Below are 23,117 nucleotides of genomic sequence, written 5' to 3' on the forward strand. Positions count from 1 at the left end.
TGACATATCGCAATCGAGGAAGAATGCGCGTCTACCTGCCGTGCACGCTCCCCGCCCTCGCCCGCGTGCTGGCCGAGGGGGAGCTGGGCCCGGCCCCGCTGACCGGCTACGCGGTGACACCCGCGCTGATCGAATGGTATGTCTCCGGGGACACCGAGGAGCTGGAGTACGTCGCCCTGACCGAGGCCGCCCGCGCCTCCCTGCGCATGATCATGGACGACCGGGCGGCGGGCGCGGACGTCGCCGGTCGGCGCGTCGTCGTCGCCGCCGAGGTGCCGGACCGGAACGTGCGCATGGGCTCCGACCTGGAGGAACGGGCCCGGATCCGGATCGAGACCGCGGTGCCGCTGGCGAAGGTGGCCGCCGTGCACGTGGACGACCCCTCCGCGGCCCCGGACATCGACGCCGCGATCGCGGCGCTGCCCGCCGCCGACGAGGGCGACGACGACGCCCGGTTCACCGTGGACGGCGCGGAGGCGCACGAGCTGATGTGGTACGCCACACAGGAGATCCCCGATTTATTGGCGTGAGCGTCCGGCATGCCCGGCCGTACGCTGGTGGGGATATGAGACGTAAACACATCGTCTGGGATTGGAACGGAACGCTCTTCCACGACATCGACGCCGTCGTCGACGCCACGAACGAGGTGTTCAAGCCGTACGGCCTGTGCCCGCTCGACCCCGACGGCTTCCGCGAGGTCTACACGCGTCCGATCTGGGTGGCCTACGAGCGGCTGCTCGGCCGTCCGCTGAACGAGGGGGAGTGGGAGGAGCTCGACCGAACCTTCCACGACCACTACCACCGTCTGATGCTCACCTGCGGCCTGTCCGACGGCGCGGTGGAGATCCTGACGAGCTGGGGCGAGTCCGGCAGCACGCAGTCGCTGCTGTCGATGTGGACGCACGACCGGCTGGTGTCGAAGACCGGCGAGCTGGGCATCGACCGCCACTTCAAGCGCATCGACGGCCTGCGGGCGGGCACGCCGGGCGGTCACAAGGCCGAGCACATGGTCGCCCACGTGGCGGCGCTCGGCGTGGATCCCGAGCACGTGGTCGTGATCGGCGACAGCCTCGACGACGCCCACGCGGCCGAGCACGTCGGGGCGCGGGCCATCCTCTACACCGGCGGCATGACCCGGCGGTCGGAGCTGGAGGCGTCGGGCTTCCCCGTCGTGGACAGCCTCGCCCAGGCGATCGAGATGATCTGAGGCGGGTCGCGGCGCCGGGAGTGCCGCGGGGCCGGGGATGGCCGTACGCTGTGCTCCAGCCCCTAACCCCCCGAGGAGGCCCCCCATCAACCGCCTTGTGCTCTGGAACATCGACCTCACGCTGGTCGACGTCACGATCGTCATCCGCGACGCGTACGCGGAGGCGTTCCGCCGGGTGACCGGACGGCCGCTGGTGAAGCTCGCGCCCGCGCTGGGCAGGCCCGACTCGGAGGTGATCTTCGAGACGCTCGCGCTCAACGGCGTCGTGGCCGAGGACGACCATCTGCCGAGGTTCATCGAGGCGCTCGCCGCCGCCTTCGCCGACCGGCGGGACCGGCTCGCCGTACAGGGGCGGCAGATGCCCGGGGCCAAGGACGCGCTCGCCGCGGTGGCGCGGCTCGACGGCGTGGTCCAGTCGGTGCTCACCGGCACGATCCGGAGCAACGCCGTGCTGAAGCTCAAGGCGTTCGGCCTCGACCGGCACATCGACTTCGAGATCGGCGGCTACGGCGAGGAGGTCTACCCCAAGGCGACGCTGCTGCAGGTCGCCCAGACCAGGGCCGCCGCCCGGTACGGCTCGCCGTTCACGTCGGCGACCACCGTCCTGATCGGCGACTCGGCCCGCGACGTCCAGGCGGCCCGCATCGGCGGCGCCGCGATGATCGCGGTGGCGTCGGGCCGCGCGACCGCGGCCGAGCTCGCCGAGGCGGGGGCCGACCTCGTCCTGCCCGATCTGTCCAACCCGTCGGAGGTCGTGGCCGCCGTGGCCCGCCTCACCACTCCGGCGGGCAGCGCGACGCGCTGACCCTTCACGCGCCCCCCTTATGTGGGCGGACGCCATGACCGGCGGCCCCGTTGTGGGGGAGGGCATGATGACATCCTGGATCCGTCCGGAGAGGATGGTGACGCGGTCGGGCCGCGATCGGGGCCCGCGGTGAGGACGAGGTCGTTTGCATGGGTGAGGACACGGTCCGGGAGACGGTGGAGGAAGGCACGCTGCTGTGGGAGCCCACGGCGGAGGTGATACGCGAGGCCAAGGTCACGCGCTTCATGGAGTGGCTGGGCAGGCCCGGACAGAGCTACCAGGAGCTGTGGCAGTGGTCGGTGGACGCGCCCGCCGAGTTCTGGACGGCGGTCTGGGACCACTTCCAGGTGGTGGGCGAGCGCGCCGACGGGCCGGTGATCACCGGGACGATGCCCGGCGCGAGGTGGTTCGAGGGCTCGACGCTGAACTACGCGGCGAACGCGCTGCGCCCCCGCGACCCCGACCACCTTGCCGTGATATTTCGGGATGAGTCGGGCAATCGGCAGACGTACACCTACGCCGAGCTGCGCGACGAGGTCGCCCGGGTCCGCGCCGGCCTCGTCCGGCTCGGCGTCGGCCGCGGCGACCGCGTCGCCGCCTACGTGCCCAACATCCCCGAGGCCCTGATCGCCTTCCTCGCCACGGCGAGCCTGGGCGCGATCTGGTCCTCCTGCTCGCCCGACTTCGGCGCCCCGAGCGTGATCGACCGGTTCAGCCAGATCGAGCCGAAGGTGCTCATCGCCGTCGACGGCTACCGCTACAACGGCAAGGACTACGACCGCACCGCGGTCGTCAAGGACATCGCCGCCCACCTGCCGGGCCTGCGCGCCACCGTCTGGATCCCGCGCCTGGGCGCGCCGGGCCTCCCGGAGGGCGAGACGACCACCTGGTCCGGCCTGCGCGCCGAGCCGGGCGAGCTCGCCTTCGAGCCGGTGCCGTTCGGCCACCCGCTGTGGATCGTGTACTCCTCGGGCACCACCGGCCTGCCCAAGCCGATCGTGCACGGCCACGGCGGCATCGTGCTGGAGCACCTGAAGGCCCTCAGCTTCCACCAGGACCTCGGCCCGGAGGATGTGTTCTTCTGGTACACCACCACCGGCTGGATGATGTGGAACTTCCTCATCGGCGGCCTGCTCGTCGGCTGCACCGTGCTGCTGTACGACGGCAGCGCGTCCCCGGTGGACACGCTGTGGCGGGTGGCCGCGCAGGAGGGCGTCACCTACTTCGGGACCGGCGCGCCGTACCTGGTGGCCTCGATGAAGGCCGGGCTGAAGCCGACCGGCCTGGAGCGGCTGCGGGGCATCGGCTCGACCGGGTCGCCGCTGCCGCCCGAGGGCTTCGCGTGGGTGTACTCCAACGTCGGCTCCGACCCGCAGCTCGGCTCGTTCTCCGGCGGCACCGACGTGTGCACCGGGTTCGTCGGCGCGGTGCCGCTGCTGCCGGTGCGCGCCGGGGTGATCCCGTGCCGGGCGCTGGGCGCGAAGGTCGAGTCGTTCGACCCCGACGGGCGCTCGGTGGTCGGCGAGGTGGGCGAGCTGGTGCTGACCGTGCCGATGCCGTCGATGCCGGTGATGTTCTGGAACGACCCGGACGGCGCGCGCTACCGGGACAGCTACTTCGCCGAGTACCCGGGCGTGTGGCGGCACGGCGACTGGGTCAAGATGCTGCCCGACGGCGGCTGCGTCATCTACGGCCGCTCCGACTCGACGCTCAACCGCGGCGGCGTGCGGATGGGCACCAGCGAGTTCTACCGGGTCGTGGAGCGCTTCGAGGAGATCGCCGACAGCCTCGTGATCGACACCGGGCGGCTCGGCCAGGAGGGGCGCCTGCTGCTGTTCGTCACCCTCGCCGAGGGCGCGACCCTCACCGACGACCTGATCGGCAGGCTCAAGGCGGAGCTGCGCACCGCGCTGTCGCCCCGGCACGTGCCCGACGAGATCCGCGAGGTCCCCGGCATCCCGCGCACGCTCAGCGGGAAGAAGCTGGAGATCCCGGTCCGCAAGATCCTCCTCGGCACCCCGCCGGAGCAGGCCGCCAACCGCGACGCCCTCGCCAATCCGGAGGTCCTGGAGTACTTCACGCCGTGACGTTTCAGACCCCCTGGGGCTGACGGAACAGCCGCGAGGGGTCGTAGGCGGCCTTGACGCGGGCGAGGCGGGCGGCGTTCGCGCCGTAGTAGGCGCTTCGCCAGTCGCGCAGCTCGGGGTCGAGGTAGTTGACGTACGCGTGGTCGCCGAAGTGCGGGCGCATGGCGGCGTGCGCGGCGCGCAGCCACTGGCCGCGGCCGGTGCCGTGGGCGATGTACTGGACGCTGAACAGCGCGGCGCGGTGCGGGAACGCGGTCGCGTCGGGCCGGACCCGGCCGACCGCGCCGCGCAGCGCGTCCAGCAGCACGGCGTGGTTGCCCCGGGCGGTCACCTGGGCCGCTAAGGCCCGCGCGCCGTCGGCGGACAGCGGCCGGTACGCCAGGTGCGACTTGGCGCTGAACCGGTCCCGTCCGATCTTGCCCTTCGGGTTCTGGCCGGGCAGGTTGCCGGGCCGGTGGCACTCGGCGATCGTCCGGCCCGCGACGCCGCCCATGATCATCATGGCCTGGCGGTAGGAGACGACCCGCACCGACTCGGTCGACGGGTCGCCGATCCGGTCGGTCAGGCCCTGCAGCAGGCGCAGGCACTCGGCGCGCGCACCGAGGTACACGCCGACCAGGCGCAGGTTCGCCGTGGGCTCCTGGGCCAGTTGCAGGCTGGACCACAGCTCGTCCGGCGCCCCGGACGCCCACCCCTGCCACGCCTGGATCGCCTTCGCCGCCATGCCCATCCGCCAGCTCAGGAAGAACACGGTCACGTCGCGGGTGCGGTGGGCGCGGAAGTCGAAGGAGACGGCGACTCCGAAGTTGCCGCCCCCGCCGCCCCGGGACGCCCAGAACAGGTCCGGGTCGTGGTTGGCGTCGCAGGTGCGCAGCCGCCCGTCCGCCGTGACGATCCGCACCGATTCCAGCACGTCGCAGGTGAGGCCGTACTTGCGGGAGACGACGCCGATGCCGCCGCCGAGCGTCAGCCCGGCCACGCCCACGGTCGGGCAGGTGCCGGCGGGGATGCTCACCCCCTTGGCGATGAGCCGGTCGTACACGTCGATCAGCCGCGCCCCGGCCCCGACCCGGGCCCGGCCCCCGGCGTACGAGACGCCGTTCATCGCCGAGACGTCGATGACCAGCCCGGGGCCTGCGGACCAGCCCGCGTAGGAGTGCCCGCCGGAGCGGGAGGCGATGGGGACGCCGTGGCGGCGGGCGAAGGCCAGGCACTCGGCGACGTCCCCGGGGTTCGCGCAGTACGCCACGCCGTCGGGGCGGATGCGGTCGAAGTCGGGGTTGAACAGCGTGCGCGCGGACTCGTAGGCCGCGTCGCCCGGGCGGATGAGCCGGCCGTCGAGGCCGCGCTCCAAGGCGTTCCAGTCGGCGGCCCGGGGCGCGGCGGCGTGCGCGCTCGACGCGATGAACGCCGGGGCGCCGCCGACGGCCGCCGACACCGACAACGCGACCGTGCGCAACGCGCTTCGGCGATCCATATCGGTCTGCATGTATCTCTCCCGCGGCAGGCGTCGTTTCCGCACAATGAGACGCGTGCTCGGGGACTCGGGTTCGCGATCTTACCTTGGCAAATGGCGCAACGCGCCGTTGCGTAACTGTTACCTGCCGGGGCGTCACGTTGACGTACGTGCACTTTTCAGGTGGTATCGGGGAAGTGGTCCGCTCATTTTCGGTCAACGGTGACCGAGTGAACCGTAGGCGGCGCGTGCCGCTGGAGGTGCCGGGGTGATGGGGTGTGGGATGCTGGGCCCGTCGCCCGCTCCCGGCACGATCCGGGCCATCGCGACGGATCGGCCGACGTGACCCCTCCCGCGCCGTGAGCCAGGGGAGCGCTGACCCGTCATGAATTCTCCGGACATTTTGGGCAAACGCTCACAAAGGAGTGAGAGCGACATGCCGCTCGACGAGGCGAAAGAGAAACTACTCGCGGCCGCGGCCGACCTGTGCGCGCACGGGCCGGGCATCGGCGGCGCGGGCGGGCGGGCACCGCACGGCGACGCCGACGGCTCGGGGGGCCCGGCGGGCGCCGACGGCGACCGGTTAAGCGTCGGCGCGGACGTGATCGCGGATCGGGACGAGGCGCTGGCCCTGCTCACCCGGTACTACCGGCATGTCGCCCCCGAGGATCTGGTCGGCCGCGAGCCCGCCGAGGTGTGCGGCCCCCCGCTGGCCCACCGCAGGCTGGCCGCCCACCGCCCCCAGGGCCGCGCGCTCGTGCACGCCTACACCCCCTCCCGCGAGGCGGACGGCTGGGATCCCGGCCGCTCGGTGATCCAGATCGTCACCGACGACATGCCGTTCCTGGTCGACTCGGTCACGATGGAGCTCGACCGCCACCAGATCGGCGTGCACCTGCTCGTCCACCCCCAGATCCGGGTCCGCCGCGACCTGACCGGCCGCCTGCTCGGCCCCGAGGACGAGCACGTCACCGGTCTGGTGCTCACCGAGTCGTGGATGCACATCGAGATCGACCGCCAGGCCGTCCCCACCGTGCTCAAGCAGCTCGAAGCCGACCTGCAGCGGGTGCTGGAGGACGTGCGGTACGCGGTCGAGGACCACCGCAAGATGCGCGCCCTCGCCGTCCGCACCGCCGACGAGCTGCGCCGGGACCCGCCGCCGGTGCCCGGCGGCGCGCGGGTGATCGAGGAGACCGAGGAGCTGCTGCGCTGGCTCGCCGACGACCACTTCACCTTCCTCGGCTACCGCGAGTACCGGCTGGAGCGCGGCGAGGACGGCGACACGCTCAAGGCGCTCACCGGCACCGGCCTCGGCATCCTGCGCGCCGACCGCCCCGGCTCGGAGAGCTTCGCCGCGATGCCGCCCGAGCTGCGCGCCAAGGCCCGCGAGAAGCGCCTGCTCATCATCACCAAGGCCAACAGCAAGGCGACCGTGCACCGCCCGGCGTACCTGGACTACATCGGGGTGAAGCTGTTCGGCCCCGACGGCGAGGTGGTCGGCGAGCGGCGCTTCCTCGGCCTGCTCACGCACGTCGCCTACAGCGAGTCGATCGCCCGCATCCCGGTGCTGCGCACCAAGCTCGACGAGGTGCTGCGCCGCGCGGGCATCCCCTTCACCAGCCACGACGGCCAGGATCTCGTGGAGATCCTGGAGTCCTACCCCCGCGCCGAGCTGTTCCAGATCCCCGTGGAGGAGCTGCTCCCGATCGCGCTCGGCGTGCTGCAACTGCGCGAGCGCAAGCAGGTGCGGCTCTTCCTCCGCCGCGACGACTACGGCCGCTACATCTCCTGCCTGGTCTACCTGCCCCGCGACCGCTTCTCCACCAAGGTACGGCTCCGCCTGCAGGAGATCCTGCTCGACGCCCTCGGCGGCACCTCGGTCGACTACAGCACGATGATCGGCGAGTCCCCGCTCGCCCGCGTGCACCTGGTGATCCGCGGCGAGCGCGGCCGCCCGCTCAGCGACGCCGGCCTCGACATCGAGGAGCTGGAGCGCCGCCTCGCCGCCGTCACCCGCACCTGGGAGGACGACCTGGCGGTCGCCATCGGCGAGCTGTGCCCGCAGGAGCACGCCCCCGAGCTCGTCCGCCGGTACGGCGCCGCCTTCCCCGAGGCGTACAAGGCGGACTTCCCCCCGGACGCGGCCGTCGCGGACCTGCAGGTGCTGGAGGAGCTCGCCCGGTCCGGCGACGAGATCGCCACCGAGATGTACGAGCCGGACGACCACTACGCGGGCGAGCTGCGGCTCAAGCTCTACCGCATCGGCCCGCCGATCTCGCTGTCGAAGGTGCTGCCGCTGCTGCAGCGCATGGGCGTCGAGGTGGTCGACGAGCGGCCCTACCAGGTGGACCGGGACGGCGACGCCGCCACCAAGGACTCCTGGATCTACGACTTCGGCCTGCGCTGCCCCCGCAGCCAGGACGTGCAGCCGGTTCGGTTCCGCGAGGTGTTCCAGGACGCCTTCGCCGCCTCGTGGTACGGCCGCGTCGAGATCGACGGCTTCAACGCGCTGGTCCCGGCCGCCGGGCTGACCTGGGAGCAGGCCGAGGTGCTGCGCGCGTACGCCAAGTACCTGCGGCAGGCGGGCATCGCGTTCAGCCAGGACTACATCGAGCGGGTGCTGCTCGGGAACACGCGCCTGGCCCGGCTGCTGGCGCGGCTGTTCGAGGCCCGGCTCAACCCGGAGCGGGACGGCGCGCGCCAGGAGCTGTGCGACGCGCTGTGCGAGGAGATCCTCGGCGCGCTCGACGAGGTGGCCTCGCTGGACGAGGACCGCATCCTGCGTGCCTACCTGGAGATGATCCAGGCCACCCTGCGCACCAACTTCTTCCAGCGGGGGGCGGACGGCAAGCGCAAGCCGTACCTGGCGCTGAAGTTCGACCCCGGGGCGATCAGCGTGCTGCCGCCGCCCCGGCCCAAGTTCGAGATCTTCGTGTACTCGCCCCGGGTCGAGGGCGTGCACCTGCGCTTCGGCAAGGTCGCCCGGGGCGGGCTGCGCTGGTCGGACCGCATGGAGGACTTCCGCACCGAGATCCTCGGCCTGGTGAAGGCGCAGACGGTGAAGAACACCGTGATCGTGCCTACCGGGTCCAAGGGCGGGTTCGTGGTCAAGCGCCCGCCCGAGGGCGGTCGCGAGGAGCTGATGGCCGAGGGCGTCGCCTGCTACCGGCAGTTCATCTCCGGCCTGCTCGACCTCACCGACAACCTGGTGGACAACGAGGTCGTGCCGCCCGCGGACACCGTGCGCCACGACGGCGACGACACCTACCTGGTGGTCGCCGCCGACAAGGGCACCGCGACGTTCTCCGACATCGCCAACGCGGTGGCCAAGGAGTACGGCTTCTGGCTCGGCGACGCCTTCGCCTCCGGCGGCTCGGTCGGCTACGACCACAAGGCGATGGGCATCACCGCCCGCGGCGCCTGGGAGTCGGTGAAGTACCACTTCCGGAGCCTCGGCCACGACGTGCAGGCGACGGACGTCACCGTGGTCGGCATCGGCGACATGTCGGGCGACGTGTTCGGCAACGGCATGCTGCTGTCCCGGCACATCCGGCTCGTCGCTGCCTTCGACCACCGGCACATCTTCATCGACCCCGACCCGGACGCGGCGACCTCCTACGCCGAGCGCTCCCGGCTGTTCACGCTGCCCCGCTCGTCCTGGGCCGACTACGACCCCATGCTGATCTCGCCCGGCGGCGGGGTGTGGCCGCGCGCCGCCAAGTCGATCTCGATCACGCCGCAGATGCGCGCCGCGCTCGGCCTCCCCGACAACGTCGCGGCGCTGCCGCCGAACGAGCTGATCCGCGCCATCCTGCGCGCCCCGGTCGATCTGCTGTGGAACGGCGGCATCGGCACCTACGTGAAGGCCACGGCGGAGAACCACGCCGACGTGGGCGACAAGGCCAACGACGGCGTACGCGTGAACGCCTCCGAGCTGCGCTGCCGGGTGATCGGCGAGGGCGGGAACCTCGGCCTCACCCAGCTCGCCCGGATCGAGTTCGCGCTCGGCGGGGGCCTGGTCAACACCGACTTCATCGACAACTCGGCCGGCGTGGACACCTCCGACCACGAGGTGAACATCAAGATCCTGCTGGACCGGGTGGTACGGTACGGCGGCCTCACCGACGACGAGCGCGACCGCCTGTTCCTCGGCATGACCGACGAGGTGGCCCGCCTGGTGCTGCGCGACAACCACGCGCAGAACGTCGTGCTCGCCGCCGCCCGCGCCCAGGCGTCCGAGATGCTGCACGTGCACACCCGCTACCTGCGCAAGCTGGAGCGGGACGGGTGGGTTGACCGGGAGCTGGAGTTCCTGCCGTCGGAGAAGACGCTCGCCGAGCGCCGCCAGCGCGGGCTCGGGCTCACCCAGCCGGAGTTCGCCGTGCTGCTCGCGTACACCAAGATCATGGTGGATCACGAGCTGCTCGCCTCGGACCTGCCCGACGACCCCTACCTGGAGCCGTGGCTGGTCTCCTACTTCCCGTCGGCGCTGCGCGAGCGCTACCGCGACCACATGCGCACCCACCCGCTGCGCCGCGAGATCATCACCACCTGCGTCACCAACGACCTGGTCAACCACAGCGGGACCTCGTTCATGTTCCGCTTCGCCGAGGAGACCGGGGCGTCGGTGCCGGACATGGTGCGGGCGTACCTGGTGTCGCGGGAGGTCTTCGACCTGCCGAGCTTCTGGGCGGCGGTCGAGGCGCTGGACGGCGTGGTGGACACCGCCACCCAGATCGCGATGCTGCTGGAGGGGCGCAAGCTCGCCGAGCGCGGGGCCCGCTGGCTGCTCGGCAACCGCCGCCCGCCGCTCAACCTCGGCGCGACCGTCGAGCGCTTCGTCGCCGGGGCGAACGACCTGCTGCCGCACCTGCCCAAGCTGCTGGCCGGGCGGGACCTGGCGGCCTACGAGGAGCGGCACGAGGCGTTCGTCCGCCGGGGCGTGCCGCCCGAGCTGGCCGAGCGGGTGGCGGCGATGGTCCCGGCGTACTCCACCTTCGACCTGGTGGAGATCGCCGACACCACCGGGCGGCCGGTGCGCGAGGTCGCCGAGGTCTACTTCGACCTGGCCGACCGGCTGCAGCTCGCCCGGCTGCGCGATCGGGTGATCGCGCTGCCGCGCGACAGCCGGTGGAACTCGATGGCGCGGGCCGCGCTGCGCGACGACCTGTACGCCGCGCACGCGGCGCTCACCCGGCACGTGCTGGCGCACAGCCCCGACCCCGGCACGGCCCGGCACGCCGACGGGCACGTGAGCGGGCTGTCGCCGGAGGAGCGGCTCGCGCGGTGGACCGAGGCGAACTCCTCGGCCGTGGCGCGGGCGAGGCAGACGCTGTCGGAGATCTGGGAGAGCGACAACTTCGATCTGGCGACGCTCTCGGTGGCGCTGCGCGCGATCCGCACGCTGGTCGCGGCGAGCGGCCTGCCGTACGGCGACCGCTGATCGTCTCGCGGGCCGGGTCCCCGTGCGAGCGGGGGCCCGGCTCAGCGGGCGGTGGCCTTGGTGATCACGCCGTCGTAGCCGATCACGTCGGCCGGGGTGCCGGCGTTCTTGGCGGGCACGACGCTGACGTACTGCTGGGTCTCGACGATGCGGCGCTCGGCGAGGATCACCGGGTCGGACAGCAGCCAGCGGGCGCCCTTGGGGATCTCCAGCCGCCGGCCCTCGCCGCACTTGAGCACCGGATGCCAGGTCGTGGTGCGGTTGAGCGAGTAGAAGATCAGGGCGCCGCCGTCCTCGCGGCGCAGCGCGTAGACCGGGAACGTGGTCGCGGCGAAGATCGAGTCGTAGTTCATGCAGTCGCGTTCCTTGGCCGACTCGCGGGTGGCGGCGATCTGCGTGTAATGGCCGGTGGTGTGCGGGCCGGGGGCGATCAGCCCGGCCGCGAAGCCGCCGGTGCCCTCCTCGGCGACGGTGGCGTGCAGCGCGCCCATCAGATGCGGGCTGATCATGATGCTCTCGTCGCGGGTGGCCAGGGCGGTGGCGTACCCCTCGTCGTCGAGGGCGACCGTCGGCGGCTCGCGCCCCTTGTCCAGCAGCGAGGAGAAGCCGAGCCGCCAGCGCGCGTCCTCGCTGTCGCGGACCAGCACGAGCACCGCCGTACGGCCGCCATGCCGGCTTCCGGCCTCGCGCCGCTCGACCAGGGCGGCGAACCAGTGCGGGAAGCTCTTCAGCCGGGGCACCAGCAGCGTCGGCGTGCCCCAGGTGTAGCGCGGCGGCGACAGGCCCGCCGAGCGGTAGATCCCCGGGGTGACGGCGTACTGCCCGTCGCGGGTCAGCTCGAGCGCGAGCCGTTCCTCACCGGTGGCCCGTGCCACGTCGTCGGCGGCGAGGAACGCCGCGAGCGCGCGCGTAGCCTCCCGCAGCGTCACCGCCGGCTCGTCCGCCGCGCCGTCCGAACCCCCGGGACCCCCGGAGTCCCTGGAGCTCTCGGCCCCCGCGCCGCCGGACGCGCCCGCCGAAGGGGAACCGGACGCGGCGACCTGCCGCCCGCCGCCCGCCGAGCACGCGGCGAGCGTCACGGGCACGGCGGCCAGCAGGACGGCGAGCGCCACGCGCAGCAGCCTCTCCACACCCGCCCTCCCGTCGACCATCGACCGTCGATACGCGCCGGTCGCCCAATCGTAGTCAGCGAAACGCCCGCGCCGGTCGCCGGGACCGAGCGGGCGGCGGTTCGCGTACGCTTTACTGATGTGGCATTCTTCGACCCGGCTGAACAGATCAACGAGCTCGCGAGCACGCTGAAGACCATTCAGGACGTCCTCGACCTCGACGCGATGCGCAAGCAGATCGCCGAGCTGGAGGAGCAGTCCGCCGCGCCCGACCTGTGGAACGACCCGGAGCAGGCGCAGAAGGTCACCAGCAGACTCTCCCACCTGCAGGCGGAGCTCAACCGGGTCGAGGGCCTGAGCGGCCGCCTCGACGACCTGCGCGTGCTCTACGAGCTGGCCGCCGAGGAGGACGACGAGGACGCCCGAGCGGAGGCCGACCGGGAGCTGGCGGCGCTGCGCGCCGACATCAACGCCCTGGAGGTCCGCACGCTGCTGTCGGGCGAGTACGACGCCCGCGAGGCGCTGGTGACGATCAACTCGCAGGCCGGCGGCGTCGACGCGGCCGACTGGGCGCAGATGCTGCTGCGCATGTACCTGCGGTGGGCCGAGCGCAAGGGCTACCCGACGGAGGTCTACGAGACCTCCTACGCCGAGGAGGCGGGCATTAAGTCGGCGACGTTCGCGGTCAAGGCCCCCTACGCGTACGGCACGCTGCGCGGCGAGCACGGCACCCACCGGCTGGTGCGGATCAGCCCGTTCGACAACCAGGGCCGCCGCCAGACCTCCTTCGCCGGGGTGGACGTGGTGCCGGTGGTCGAACAGACCGACCACATCGACATCAACGAGGAGGACCTGCGCATCGACGTCTACCGGTCCTCCGGGCCCGGCGGCCAGGGCGTGAACACCACCGACTCGGCCGTCCGCATCACCCACCTGCCGACCGGCATCGTCGTCTCCTGCCAGAACGAGCGGTCGCAGTTGCAGAACAAGGCGACCGCGATGGCGGTGCTGCAGGCCAAGCTGCTGGAGCGCAAGCGCCAGGAGGAGGCCGAGAAGATGTCGGAGCTGCGCGGCGAGACCACGACCTCGTGGGGCACGCAGATCCGCAACTACGTGCTGCATCCGTACCAGATCGTGAAGGACCTGCGGACGAACGTCGAGGCCGGCAACCCGGCGGACGTGCTCGACGGCGACCTGGACGCCTTCATCGAGGGCGAGATCCGCTGGATGCGCCGCCGGGAGGCCGGCAACGACGACTAAAGGGCCCCAGGAGCGCCCAGAGAGGCCGCCAAGCGCCCAGAACGGGCCCAGAAAGGGCCCAGAAGGGCTCCCGGAAAGCCCGAGGGCTCAACGGGATGTCACGGGGTCACGGGGCGTCACACCCCGCCGTTGAGGTGCCTGAGCGCGAGCAGCGCGAAGAACAGCAGCACGGCGACCGCGATGATCAGCGGGGAGAACCCCTGCATGCCGTGGTGGTGAACCTTCTCCCGGCCCGCGCGGCAGACCGGGCACCGGCCCTCCACGACGGGTCCGGCGCACTGTGCGCAGATGAGGTGTTCGCAGCTCATGTATGTGCTCCCGCTCTTCACGGTAGTCGCTTTGCCCCGTCCTCTGCGAGACCGGAATTGTTTTGTTTCCGTTATGGACCTTCCATGCCAGTGTTCCCCCTAGACTGAGCGATGGCCAACCGGAACGTAGATCAATGGTAATGATCTACGTCCTGGCTGGTGAGTGATGGGAATACCCGGTCCTGTCACCGTCCTACCCCCTAGACTGGCATGCCGTGATGCGCCCGTGATCCATTTCGATAATGTCACCAAGGTCTACACCAACCAGAACCGCCCCGCCCTCGACCACGTATCCGTGGACGTGGACAAAGGGGAGTTCGTGTTCCTGGTCGGTCCTTCGGGGTCGGGGAAGTCGACCTTCCTCCGGCTGATCCTGAAGGAGGAGCGGCCGAACGGCGGTTCCATCCATGTCGCAGGCAAGGACCTGTCCCGCCTGTCGAACTTCAAGGTGCCGCACCTGCGTCGCCGCATCGGTTGCGTCTTCCAGGACTTCCGACTGCTGCCGAACAAGAACGTCTACGAGAACGTCGCGTTCGCGCTGGAGGTCATCGGCAAGCCTCGCCGCTTCATCCGCAAGGTCGTGCCCGAGGTCGTCGAGCTCGTCGGCCTGGAGGGCAAGGCCCACCGCATGCCGGACGAGCTGTCCGGCGGTGAGCAACAGCGGGTCGCCATGGCCCGCGCATTCGTCAACCGTCCGATGATCCTGCTGGCCGACGAGCCGACGGGAAACATCGATCCCGCGACGAGCATCGGCATCATGAAGGTGCTCGACCGCATCAACCGAACCGGCACCACGGTGGTCATGGCCACCCACGACGCTGCCATCGTCGACTCCATGCGCAAGCGCGTGGTGGAGCTTGAGGACGGCAAAATCGTCCGAGACCAGTCGCGTGGTGTGTACGGCCAGGCGTACTGATCGGCTCAAGATTCAGGGGAGTCCCAAGTGCGGGCAAACTTCATCTTCTCCGAGGTCTGGATCGGCCTCCGACGAAACCTCACGATGACCATCGCGCTCATCGTGACCGTAGCGATCGGTATGGCGCTGCTCGGCATCGGGTTGATGATCAACACACAGGTCTCCTCGGCGAAGAACTACTGGTCGGACAAGGTCGAGATCTCGGTCTTCCTCTGCGGGAAGAACAGTCCCTTCGAGAACTGCAAGAACAAGGGCGCGGTCACCCAGGCGCAGAAGGCCCAGCTCGAACAGCAGATCAAGGGCATGACCGAGGTCGAGCGGGTCGAGTTCGAGAACCAGGCCCAGGCGTACGAGATCTTCAAGCAGACCTACGCCAACAACGCCGCGTTGCTGTCGGCGGTGCGAGTCGAGGACATGCCGGAATCGTTCCGGGTCAAGCTGAAGAATCCCGAGGAGTACGGCAACGTCCTGGAGACCCTCCGCACCGCCGATGGCGTGGCGAACATCATCGACCAGCGGCAGCTGGTGGACAACTTCTTCGGTTTCCTCGGCACCCTGCGATCCTCGGCGCTGATCGTCGCGCTGATCCAGGTGTTCGCGGCCATCCTGCTGATCGGTAACACCGTGCGGCTGTCGGCCTACAACAGGCGGCGTGAGACGGGCATCATGCGCCTGGTCGGCGCCTCCAACCTGTACATCCAGGCGCCGTTCGTCCTGGAGGGCATGATCGCCGGGCTCGTCGGCGGGGTGATCTCGGCCGTCATGCTCATCGCGGCGAAGATCGTCCTATTCGACGGCATGCAGCAGTACTTCCAGTTGGCCAGCAGGATGACCTGGAGCGACGTCGCGGCCGTCATCATGCTCACGATGGTGGTCGGCGTACTGATCTGTATCATCGCCTCCTTCGTCACGCTCCGTCGCTACCTCAAGGTGTGACGGCACCCGTCCCGACGAGACGCTCGTGCCCGTCGCGAGGAGACAGGCCATGCCAGTGGCCCCGCCTCCGCGGCGGGCACGCCGCCGCCCGCGCCAAGCGCGCGGCAGCCCCCTGGAGACGTCGGTAGGCTTAGTGGCATGGCTCGTGAGATGGGGCGCAAGCTCATCGCCCAGAACAAGCGTGCCCGGCACGAGTACGTGATCGAGGACACTTACGAGGCCGGGCTGGTGCTGACCGGAACCGAGGTGAAGTCCTTGCGTGCCGGCCGGGCCAACCTCACCGACGGCTTCGCCGTGGTCCGGGACGGCGAGGTGTGGCTGCAGAACGTCCACATCCCCGAGTACAGCCAGGGCACCTGGACGAACCACGCGGCCAAGCGGGAGCGCAAGCTGCTGCTGCACAGGCTGGAGATCGACAAGCTGATCGGCAAGACGAACGAGCGCGGGCTCACGCTCATCCCGCTGTCGCTCTACTTCAAGGACGGCCGGGCCAAGGTCGAGATCGGGCTCGCCCGAGGCAAGAAGCTGTACGACAAGCGGCGTGACCTCGCCGAGAAGCAGGCCAACCGCGAGATGGCCCGCGCGATGTCCCACGCCCTGCGCCGCCGTCGGGGGGCATGACCGGTGGCCGACGAGGCGGGGCGGCCGGGTCGTGGCGAGCGGCGATCCGGGCGCGAATCCGGGCGTGATCCTGGGCCCGAATCAAGGCCCGAATCCAGGCCCGAATCAAGGCCCGAATCCAGACGCGGTTTCGGGCGCGGGAGCGGGCGTGACGCCGGGCGGGCCGGGCCGGGAGGACGGGCGCTGCGGGCCGCGCTGGCGCTCGCGCTGCTGACCCCCGCCCTCACCGCCTGCTTCGCGGAGACGACCCCGCACGAGGCCGTACAGGAGTTCCTGGTCGGCTGGCAGTCCGGCGAGGAGGAGGGCTTCGCCCGGGCGGCCGAACGCACCGACGGCGACCCGGCCGTCGTGCGGCGGGCGCTCGCCGACGTGGGGCTGCAACTCGACGCGGCCTCGTTCCGCTTCTCGCTCAAGGGCCTGCAAATGAACGGGGACAACGCGCAGGCGCAGTACCACGCCCAGGTGGACCTGGGGGAGAACAATCCGCTGTGGGAGTACGACGGCGTGCTGCCGCTGCACCTGGTGGGCAACGTCTGGAAGGTCCGCTGGTCGCCGAGCGTGCTCCATCCGAAGCTGCGGCCGGGGGAGCGCTTCGCCGTACGCACCAACCCGAACGGTCGCCAGCCCATCCTCGACCGCAAGGGCGACTCCCTGCAGGAGGAGCAGACCGTGTACGTGGCCGGGGTCTACCCGGCCCGGCTCAAGGATCCGGCGAAGGTCTGCGAGGAGCTCGCCAAAATCACCGGATTTCCGCAGGACCGGCTGCTGAGCCGCATCCGCTCCTCCCCGCCCAAGGAGCTGGTGCACCTGGCCACGTTCGGCCGGGCCAAGTACGCCCAGCTCCGCGACAAGCTGAAGATCCCGGGCGTCAGCATCTTCACCGATCAGCAGCAGGTGGCCCCCGCGCCGCCCGAGCAGATCGTCGGCCAGGTCAACGTGGTCACTCCCGAGACCGAGCAGCAGCTCGGCGGCCCGCAGCGGGCCGGCGACACCCTCGGCCGCAGCGGCCTGCAGAAGGCCTACCAGGACCAGCTCACCGGCTCCACCGAGACGCGCGTCGTCACCGTGGACATCAACACCGGCGAGGAGGTCACCGAGCTGAACTCCTGGCCCGGGCGGGCCAACACCCCGGTGCGCACCACCATCGACCGCGCCATCCAGTCGGCCGCCGAGCTGTCGGTGAGCGGCGCGGGGCCGGTCTCCCTGGTCGCCGTGGACACCGCCACCGGCGAGATCCGCGCCGTCGCCACCGAGGACATGCACCAGGAGCGCGACGCCCTCGCCGGCCGCTACCCGGCCGGGACCGTGTTCTCCTCCGTCGCCGCCGCGGGCATGCTGAAGGCCGGGGTGAGCCCCACCCACAAAGTGCCCTGCACGGGAGACCGCTCGGTCGGCGGCGCCCGCTTCCAGCAGCGCTCCGTGGGCGTCGGCACCACCCCGACCTTCCAGCAGGACTTCGCGCAGGGCTGCGTCACCGCCCTGGCGTCCATGGCCCGCCTGGTCGACGGCGGCGCCCTCACCCACGCCGCCGCCGACTTCGGCATCGGCGCGGGCTGGTCGCTCCCGCTCCGGTCGTTCAGCGGCTGGATCCCCGCCGCGACCAGCGACGCGGAGAAGGCGAAGACCATCGTCGGGCAGAGCGTCAAGGTGAGCCCACTGTCCATGGCCCTGGTCGCCGCCGCGATCGCGGACGGCACCTGGCATCCCCCCAAGCTCGTCACCTCGCCGGCGTCGCCCGATCCGACCGCCGAGGTCCCCAACCCGGTCGCCACCGCCCCCGTCACGCTCGACCCCGCGATGGTGGCCAAGCTGCGGGCGATGATGCGCGAGGGCGTCAAGTCCGGCTCCGCCCGCGCCGCCGCCGCGGGCCGCGACCCCGTGTACGGCATCGCCTCCGAGGTCACCGACACCGACAAGAAGCAGAACACCCAGTTGTCCTGGTTCATCGGCTGGCAGGGCGACCTGGCCGTCGCCGTCCTGGCCAAGAAGGGCGACCCCGCCGCCGTCGCCTCGGTGGCCGGAACGTTCTTCTCCGCCGCCCGCTCGGCGGCCTGACCCGGCCGCCGGAAAAATCCGGGCGGCCGAGCAACCATCGCCGCCTCGTTTGGCGTCTTACCAGGTGACTGAGCACCGCTTGGGGGGTTGCGGACTCAGTCGCCGTGATGAGACCAGGGCTTCATCTCGGGGGAAGCCCTGCCGTCCGGACCGGCTCGACCCTGCCGGTCGCCCCCGGGGACCAGCACGCGCCGGTTCCCGGGGGTTCGGACGTTCCCGGGGCTCTCGCCAGCGGCGGACCATCCCACGGCGTTTGCGATCGGCGCAACGGCCTGCCGCCGCCGAGCACCGCATGGTCCCCGCCCGCCTCCCTTCGTACGGCATCGGCCCGCCGGCCTGGCCCGTACGGGAATTGACTTGGCGTGCCCCGTGTTGCTAGGTGTAGGGTCGTGCTGGTCCGAGAGGACCGGCGTTGACAACTGCACAGGGGGTGACCGGTTTCGACTTTGTCAGTTCGTGTTGAGGGAAGCGGGCCGAGGACGGCGGACATAACCTCGTTAATCCTGTGACCGCACAACCAATAAGTGCCAATTCCAAGGCCACCGTGGGCAGCCAGCGCGAGCTGGCTCTCGCTGCCTAAGCGAGTAGACCCACTGTCAGCCCGGGATCGCCTCCGGCCCGGTGCTGGCATCGCTAGGAGGCTCAACCGTTCGGCCCGGCCACGGGGCTGATCGGGAAACCTCACAGTGGCTGAGCCCGTCGGCGACTAGCCTGCGTGATCGCCGGGGCTGAGAAAAGCACAGCAGGCTGCGCCCGGAGAAGCCTTGACCCGATGGCGAAGGACGCGGGTTCGATTCCCGCCACCTCCACTCGAAGGTGGGAGGCCCATGGTCGCGAGCCGTAGGCTCGCTCCCGTGGGCCTTCTCGTCGTTCTGCCCGGGGGGCGACCCCCGGACCCTCGATGTGAAGGGGACTCCGTCCCCCTCACGCTCCCCGGTAAGGTCCTCGCTTCGCGAGGGCCCTTCTCCAATTGGCCCGGCGGGCTTGGCGGGCGGCGTTGTTTATGAGGGGGACTCCGCCCCTCACGCCTCCCGGTGAGTTCCTCGCTTCGCGAGGGCACTTCTCCATGTGGCTGGCGGGCCTCGGTGGGCGGCGTTGCTGCGGCGGACGGTCCTAAAACACCGAGTTTCCCGGGACGAACAGGCGATTCATTCGACATTGGATTGCGGCCCGCCCGAGTCTCGATCGTTAGCGGTCGGCGGTGAGGATGAGCATGATCGCCTTCGTGGCTCTGTCTGCCGAACGCCTACCGCTGTGGAGTGGACTGGGATGCGGAATCCGCGGCTCGTCGTGCTGATCGGCGCGGTGGCCGCGATCGTGGCGTTCGGCGTGTACGGAGTGGTGGTCGCCCTGGCTCCCGGCACGACCTCCACGGCGGAGCTCGAACCTGCTCCCACCCTGCGGGAGGCCGGCCCGTCCGCGTCCGCGCCGGAGCCCGATCCTGCGTTCACCACGCCCGCGCCCGATTCCACCGCGACGGTGGCACAAGTCGAGGGTCCCGAGGTCACGGCGACACGGTTCCTCGCCGCATGGCAGATCGGCGACCTTCCCGCCATGGCCACCCTGGTCGCCGACCCCCCGGCCGACTTCGCCGACCGGCATCGCGATTTCGACGCCGATCTGCGGGTCACGTCGCTGTCCCTCAGCGCCGGCGGCCTGCGCCACCAGGGCGAGGGGATGGCGGAGATGTCCTTTTCGGGGGTACGCCAGGTCGCCGGGCTGGGCCGTCCCTGGGCGTTCTCCTCGGTGCTGCGTCTCGCCCTGCGCGACGGCGGGTGGAAGGTGCTGTGGTCTCCGGAGACGATGCACCCCTCGCTCAAGGACGGGGGGAGCCTGCGGCTGGTGGAGAAGCAGGTCGTCCGCGCGGCCACGCTCACCATGGAGGGCAAGCCGTTCCCCGCCGACAGCAGGGCGGGCGACTACTTCACCGGACTGGGCACCCGGAGCGTCGAACTGTCCATCGAGGAGGTGCCCTCCGGCCGGGTGCTGGTCACCTCCCGCGTCGCGCCTGCACCCGGGAAGCGGACCACCATCTCCGGGCGGGTGCAGACGGCCGCCGCGCGGGCGCTTGACGGCGTCGCGGAACCCGCTGCGATCGTGGCCGTGGACGTCGAAACCGGCCAGGTGCGGGCCGTGGCGGACACGCTGGGCGGCAGGCAGGCGTTCATCGGGCTGTTCCCGCCCGGCTCGACGTTCAAGGTGGTGACCGCCGCCGCGCTGCTGCGCAGCGGGCTCACCCCGGAGTCGCCGGTGGCGTGCCCCGGCAAATACACGATTCCCGGCGGGCGCACCTTCTCCAACGCCGACGGCGCCGATCGCGGCACGGTGAGCTTCGCCCGGGCGTTCGCGCTGTCGTGCAACACCACCTTCGTCCAGCAGGCCCACGACCGGCTGCGCGACGACCGGCTGCGGGCCGAGGCCGCGGACCGGTTCGGGTTCCGGGAGAAGCCCGGGCTCAGCTACTGCCGCATCCGGCCGTACCAGAGCCTGGACGAGCTGGGCTCCGACGCGATCGGGCAGAACTCCGTGCAGGCCAGCCCGCTGTGCATGGCGGAGGTCGCCGCGGCGGTCGCGAGCGGCGTCTGGAGACCGGCGGTGCTGAGCGCGGAACCGCCCGCCGACTCGCCGCCCGCGGTGTCCCTCGACGAGAACGTCGCCGCGAGCCTGCGCGGCATGATGCGGGCCGTGGTGACCGAGGGTACGGCCGCCCAGGCGGGGCTGCCGCCGGACACCGCGGGCAAGACCGGCACCGCCGAGGTGGCGGGGCAGCGGTCCCACGCCTGGTTCATCGGCTACCGAGGCTCCATCGCCTTCGCCGTGTTCGTCCGCAACGGCGGGGCCGGCGGCGATGCGGCGGCCCCGCTCGCGGCCAAGTTCCTCAGGGGGCTTTAGATGGGGGCTTCAACGGTCCCCGGCCGCCCTCCAGGCGACCACCCGAGCGCCTGCGCATCGAGCGGCGTCCTCGGGCGGTCGCGGGCAGAACGCGGGTCGCGATTGTCAGCCATAAAAACATATGAATGCGATATCTAACGCCGTGCGCGCCTTTCCCTCGTGGGCGCCGTAGGCGCGGCGCCCACGAGGAGGTGGCGTTCAGTGCATGGCCGATCGGGGCGGTGATCGGAGGACGAGGGCGCTCGTCCCGTCGGGATCCCGACCTGCCCGGACGGTGGATGTAGCGGTTTTCGGGTGCTCCCCGATGACGCTGATGGGACGTGTGGCGGACCTGGTCAGTGGGTGAAGGGCTGGCCGGTGGGGCTCGTGTCTGCTGCCGAGGAGTCCGCTTATGGGCACCTGATGTCAGATCGGTCATTGTGGAAGAAGGCGCGGACGTGCCTGTTACCACCGGAGGAATGCGGCGATGCGTGTGCTTGTCGTCGAGGACGAAGGGTCCCTCGCGAACCGGATCGCCGTCTCGTTACGAGGGAGCGACATCGCCGTTGAGGTCGTTCACGACGGCGACGAGGCGTTGCGGCGGCTGGCCAAGGACGGCTTCGACGTGATCGTGCTCGACGGGGATCCGCCGTCGGCGGGCGAGGAGGAGATCTTCGGCTGGATCGCCCGAGAGCGCTCTCGCAGCCGCCTGCTCATGCTCACCAAGGCGGGCGACGTGATGGCACGCATCGAGGCCCTCTCCCAAGGCGCCGACGACTGCATCGCCAAGCCCTTCGCCGTCGCCGAGCTGGTCGCGCGGGTACGCGCCCTCGGCCGCCGCCGCGTGTGAGGCGCGTCATCCCTCCTTGAGCTCGTCGAGGGTCACGTTCACCGAGGTGGCCGAGCCGTCGGGGCGCCGGACGTCCACCTTCACCCTGTCGCCCGGTTTGAGGGTGGCGAGGACCTCCAAGAGGGCCTGGCTGGTGGGGGTGGGGGTGCCGTTGACGGCGGTGATGATGTCGCCGGCCCTGATTCCGGCCTTGGCGGCGGGGCCTCCGGGGACCGCCTCGAAGACGCCGACGCCGGCGGGCTGATTGTCGCGGCCCACGACCGTGTTCACCCGGACGCCGAGGGCGGCGCGGCGGGTGTTGACGACCTGGCCGTTCTTGATGATCTGGTCGGCGACGTCCTTGGCCGTGTTGCTGGGGATGGCGAAGCCGATGCCCTCGGCGGCGCCGCCGCCGAGTTGCGGGTCGGTGGCCGCCAGCGTGGGGATGCCGATGACCTCGCCGGCCAGGTTCACCAGGGCGCCGCCGCTGTTGCCGGGGTTGATCGCGGCCGAGGTCTGGATCGCGTTGGTGATGGTGGCGCCGGGGGAGCCCTGCTCCTGCGGCTCGGTGATGGTACGGCCGGTGGCGGAGATGATGCCGTTGGTCACGCTGCCGGAGAAGCCGAGCGGGTTGCCCATCGCGAGCACGATCTGGCCGACCTTGGACTTGCTGGAGTCGCCGAAGGTGGCGGGGGCGAGCCCGGAGGCGTTGTCGACCTTGATGACGGCGAGGTCGCCGAGCGGGAACGACGCCACGAGCCGGGCGGTCCGCGGCGACCCTCCGGTGGCCAGCGTGACCTGGAACGTCTTTGAATTGCCTACAACGTGGGCGTTTGTCACGATATGACCGTCATTGTCGTATACGACGCCCGAGCCGAGGCCGTCCGAGGTGTTGATCTGCACGATCGAGCGGAGGACGCGGTTGATCACTTCGACGTAGGCGTTCTCCAGCGCCGCCGCGGCCCCGGGCACGGGGATGGGGCTGCCGGTGGCGGTGGCCGTCCCTGTGGCGGTGGGGGTGGCGGAGGGCGACGTGGGGCCCGGCGCGCTCGTGGCCGGACTGCCTGCCGCTCCGCAACCGGAGATGAGCACGAGGGCCAGCGCTCCGGCGGGGATGAACCGATGTGTCCACATATCAAGCTGATTCCCGGCAGCAGAGGGAAGATGCCGCCCTCGCGAAAGGCGTAGCGGTGGCGGCGTCGCTCCCGCTCCCG

Annotated in this window: 16 protein-coding genes and 1 other RNA gene; 13 read left to right on the forward strand and 4 right to left on the reverse strand. The window is 71.0% G+C overall.

All coding sequences use genetic code 11. The annotated features are described in order from the left end of the window. The first annotated feature begins 23 nt into the window (after nucleotides 1-23). The 4 genes from AB0K60_RS04160 (at nucleotide 24) to AB0K60_RS04175 (ending at nucleotide 4,099) form a co-directional block, all read left to right on the forward strand. Nucleotides 24-530 carry a hypothetical protein gene (locus AB0K60_RS04160; protein WP_364048394.1) on the forward strand — a complete coding sequence of 169 codons (507 nt, stop codon included), beginning with the start codon at nucleotides 24-26 and terminating at the stop codon, nucleotides 528-530. 35 nt (nucleotides 531-565) lie between these two features. Further along, nucleotides 566-1,207, forward strand: coding sequence for an HAD family hydrolase (locus AB0K60_RS04165; protein ID WP_364048396.1), 642 nt, complete (start codon nucleotides 566-568; stop codon nucleotides 1,205-1,207). A gap of 37 nt (nucleotides 1,208-1,244) precedes the next feature. Then, nucleotides 1,245-2,012, forward strand: coding sequence for a haloacid dehalogenase-like hydrolase (locus AB0K60_RS04170; protein WP_364048398.1), 768 nt, complete (start codon nucleotides 1,245-1,247; stop codon nucleotides 2,010-2,012). Between the two features lie 149 nt (nucleotides 2,013-2,161). After that, nucleotides 2,162-4,099, forward strand: a complete 1,938-nt coding sequence (locus AB0K60_RS04175; RefSeq protein WP_364048400.1) for an acetoacetate--CoA ligase — start codon at nucleotides 2,162-2,164, stop codon at nucleotides 4,097-4,099. A 4-nt stretch (nucleotides 4,100-4,103) separates the two neighbouring features. On the opposite strand, the gene AB0K60_RS04180 is transcribed toward AB0K60_RS04175, so the two are convergent. Continuing rightward, nucleotides 4,104-5,588, reverse strand: coding sequence for an FAD-binding oxidoreductase (locus tag AB0K60_RS04180; protein WP_364048402.1), 1,485 nt, complete (start codon nucleotides 5,586-5,588; stop codon nucleotides 4,104-4,106). A 403-nt stretch (nucleotides 5,589-5,991) separates the two neighbouring features. Here AB0K60_RS04180 and AB0K60_RS04185 point away from each other — a divergent pair, with 403 nt between their 5' ends. Then, a complete protein-coding gene (locus AB0K60_RS04185; protein ID WP_364048404.1) occupies nucleotides 5,992-10,998 on the forward strand; it encodes an NAD-glutamate dehydrogenase in 5,007 nt (1,668 codons plus the stop codon). 41 nt (nucleotides 10,999-11,039) lie between these two features. Here the strand turns inward: AB0K60_RS04185 and AB0K60_RS04190 are convergent, their stop codons facing one another. Further along, nucleotides 11,040-12,149, reverse strand: a complete 1,110-nt coding sequence (locus AB0K60_RS04190; protein WP_364048406.1) for a hypothetical protein — start codon at nucleotides 12,147-12,149, stop codon at nucleotides 11,040-11,042. A 99-nt stretch (nucleotides 12,150-12,248) separates the two neighbouring features. Between AB0K60_RS04190 and prfB the strand changes: the two genes are divergently transcribed. Beyond that, the gene (gene prfB, locus AB0K60_RS04195; RefSeq protein WP_364048408.1) at nucleotides 12,249-13,367 is read left to right on the forward strand and encodes a peptide chain release factor 2; all 1,119 of its coding nucleotides are present in this window, start codon (nucleotides 12,249-12,251) and stop codon (nucleotides 13,365-13,367) included. Nucleotides 13,368-13,483: 116 nt separating this feature from the next. Here prfB and AB0K60_RS04200 read toward each other — a convergent pair whose 3' ends face one another. After that, nucleotides 13,484-13,675, reverse strand: a complete 192-nt coding sequence (locus tag AB0K60_RS04200; protein ID WP_364048410.1) for a hypothetical protein — start codon at nucleotides 13,673-13,675, stop codon at nucleotides 13,484-13,486. A gap of 226 nt (nucleotides 13,676-13,901) precedes the next feature. Between AB0K60_RS04200 and ftsE the strand changes: the two genes are divergently transcribed. From ftsE to AB0K60_RS04235, 7 genes are all read left to right on the forward strand, one after another. Then, the gene (ftsE, locus tag AB0K60_RS04205) at nucleotides 13,902-14,591 is read left to right on the forward strand and encodes a cell division ATP-binding protein FtsE (protein ID WP_364048412.1); all 690 of its coding nucleotides are present in this window, start codon (nucleotides 13,902-13,904) and stop codon (nucleotides 14,589-14,591) included. A 27-nt stretch (nucleotides 14,592-14,618) separates the two neighbouring features. Beyond that, entirely contained in the window at nucleotides 14,619-15,527 is a 909-nt protein-coding gene (gene ftsX / locus AB0K60_RS04210) for a permease-like cell division protein FtsX (protein WP_364048414.1), read from the forward strand. 138 nt (nucleotides 15,528-15,665) lie between these two features. Further along, entirely contained in the window at nucleotides 15,666-16,148 is a 483-nt protein-coding gene (smpB, locus tag AB0K60_RS04215) for an SsrA-binding protein SmpB (RefSeq protein ID WP_364048416.1), read from the forward strand. 3 nt (nucleotides 16,149-16,151) lie between these two features. Continuing rightward, complete coding sequence (locus AB0K60_RS04220; RefSeq protein WP_364048418.1) at nucleotides 16,152-18,203, forward strand: penicillin-binding transpeptidase domain-containing protein; 2,052 nt, start codon at nucleotides 16,152-16,154, stop codon at nucleotides 18,201-18,203. A 426-nt stretch (nucleotides 18,204-18,629) separates the two neighbouring features. Continuing rightward, nucleotides 18,630-19,015: a transfer-messenger RNA gene (gene ssrA, locus AB0K60_RS04225) on the forward strand. A 457-nt stretch (nucleotides 19,016-19,472) separates the two neighbouring features. Continuing rightward, nucleotides 19,473-21,095, forward strand: a complete 1,623-nt coding sequence (locus AB0K60_RS04230; protein ID WP_364048420.1) for a penicillin-binding transpeptidase domain-containing protein — start codon at nucleotides 19,473-19,475, stop codon at nucleotides 21,093-21,095. Nucleotides 21,096-21,561: 466 nt separating this feature from the next. Continuing rightward, the gene (locus AB0K60_RS04235; protein WP_364048422.1) at nucleotides 21,562-21,924 is read left to right on the forward strand and encodes a response regulator transcription factor; all 363 of its coding nucleotides are present in this window, start codon (nucleotides 21,562-21,564) and stop codon (nucleotides 21,922-21,924) included. Nucleotides 21,925-21,930: 6 nt separating this feature from the next. On the opposite strand, the gene AB0K60_RS04240 is transcribed toward AB0K60_RS04235, so the two are convergent. Next, entirely contained in the window at nucleotides 21,931-23,037 is a 1,107-nt protein-coding gene (locus tag AB0K60_RS04240) for a trypsin-like peptidase domain-containing protein (protein ID WP_364048424.1), read from the reverse strand. Nucleotides 23,038-23,117: the final 80 nt, after the last annotated feature.

The organism is Thermopolyspora sp. NPDC052614 (genome assembly GCF_040678635.1).
Lineage (GTDB): Bacteria > Actinomycetota > Actinomycetes > Streptosporangiales > Streptosporangiaceae > Thermopolyspora.

What these genes read in the sequence shown, in the direction of transcription:
- AB0K60_RS04160 (WP_364048394.1), top strand. Translation starts at nt 24, where the DNA reads ATGCGCGTCTACCTGCCGTGCACGCTCCCCGCCCTCGCCCGCGTGCTG.
- AB0K60_RS04165 (WP_364048396.1), top strand. Translation starts at nt 566, where the DNA reads ATGAGACGTAAACACATCGTCTGGGATTGGAACGGAACGCTCTTCCAC.
- AB0K60_RS04170 (WP_364048398.1), top strand. Translation starts at nt 1,245, where the DNA reads ATGGCCGTACGCTGTGCTCCAGCCCCTAACCCCCCGAGGAGGCCCCCC.
- AB0K60_RS04175 (WP_364048400.1), top strand. Translation starts at nt 2,162, where the DNA reads ATGGGTGAGGACACGGTCCGGGAGACGGTGGAGGAAGGCACGCTGCTG.
- AB0K60_RS04180 (WP_364048402.1), bottom strand. Translation starts at nt 5,588, where the DNA reads ATGCAGACCGATATGGATCGCCGAAGCGCGTTGCGCACGGTCGCGTTG.
- AB0K60_RS04185 (WP_364048404.1), top strand. Translation starts at nt 5,992, where the DNA reads ATGCCGCTCGACGAGGCGAAAGAGAAACTACTCGCGGCCGCGGCCGAC.
- AB0K60_RS04190 (WP_364048406.1), bottom strand. Translation starts at nt 12,149, where the DNA reads ATGGTCGACGGGAGGGCGGGTGTGGAGAGGCTGCTGCGCGTGGCGCTC.
- AB0K60_RS04200 (WP_364048410.1), bottom strand. Translation starts at nt 13,675, where the DNA reads ATGAGCTGCGAACACCTCATCTGCGCACAGTGCGCCGGACCCGTCGTG.
- smpB (WP_364048416.1), top strand. Translation starts at nt 15,666, where the DNA reads ATGGCTCGTGAGATGGGGCGCAAGCTCATCGCCCAGAACAAGCGTGCC.
- AB0K60_RS04230 (WP_364048420.1), top strand. Translation starts at nt 19,473, where the DNA reads ATGCGGAATCCGCGGCTCGTCGTGCTGATCGGCGCGGTGGCCGCGATC.
- AB0K60_RS04235 (WP_364048422.1), top strand. Translation starts at nt 21,562, where the DNA reads ATGCGTGTGCTTGTCGTCGAGGACGAAGGGTCCCTCGCGAACCGGATC.
- AB0K60_RS04240 (WP_364048424.1), bottom strand. Translation starts at nt 23,037, where the DNA reads ATGTGGACACATCGGTTCATCCCCGCCGGAGCGCTGGCCCTCGTGCTC.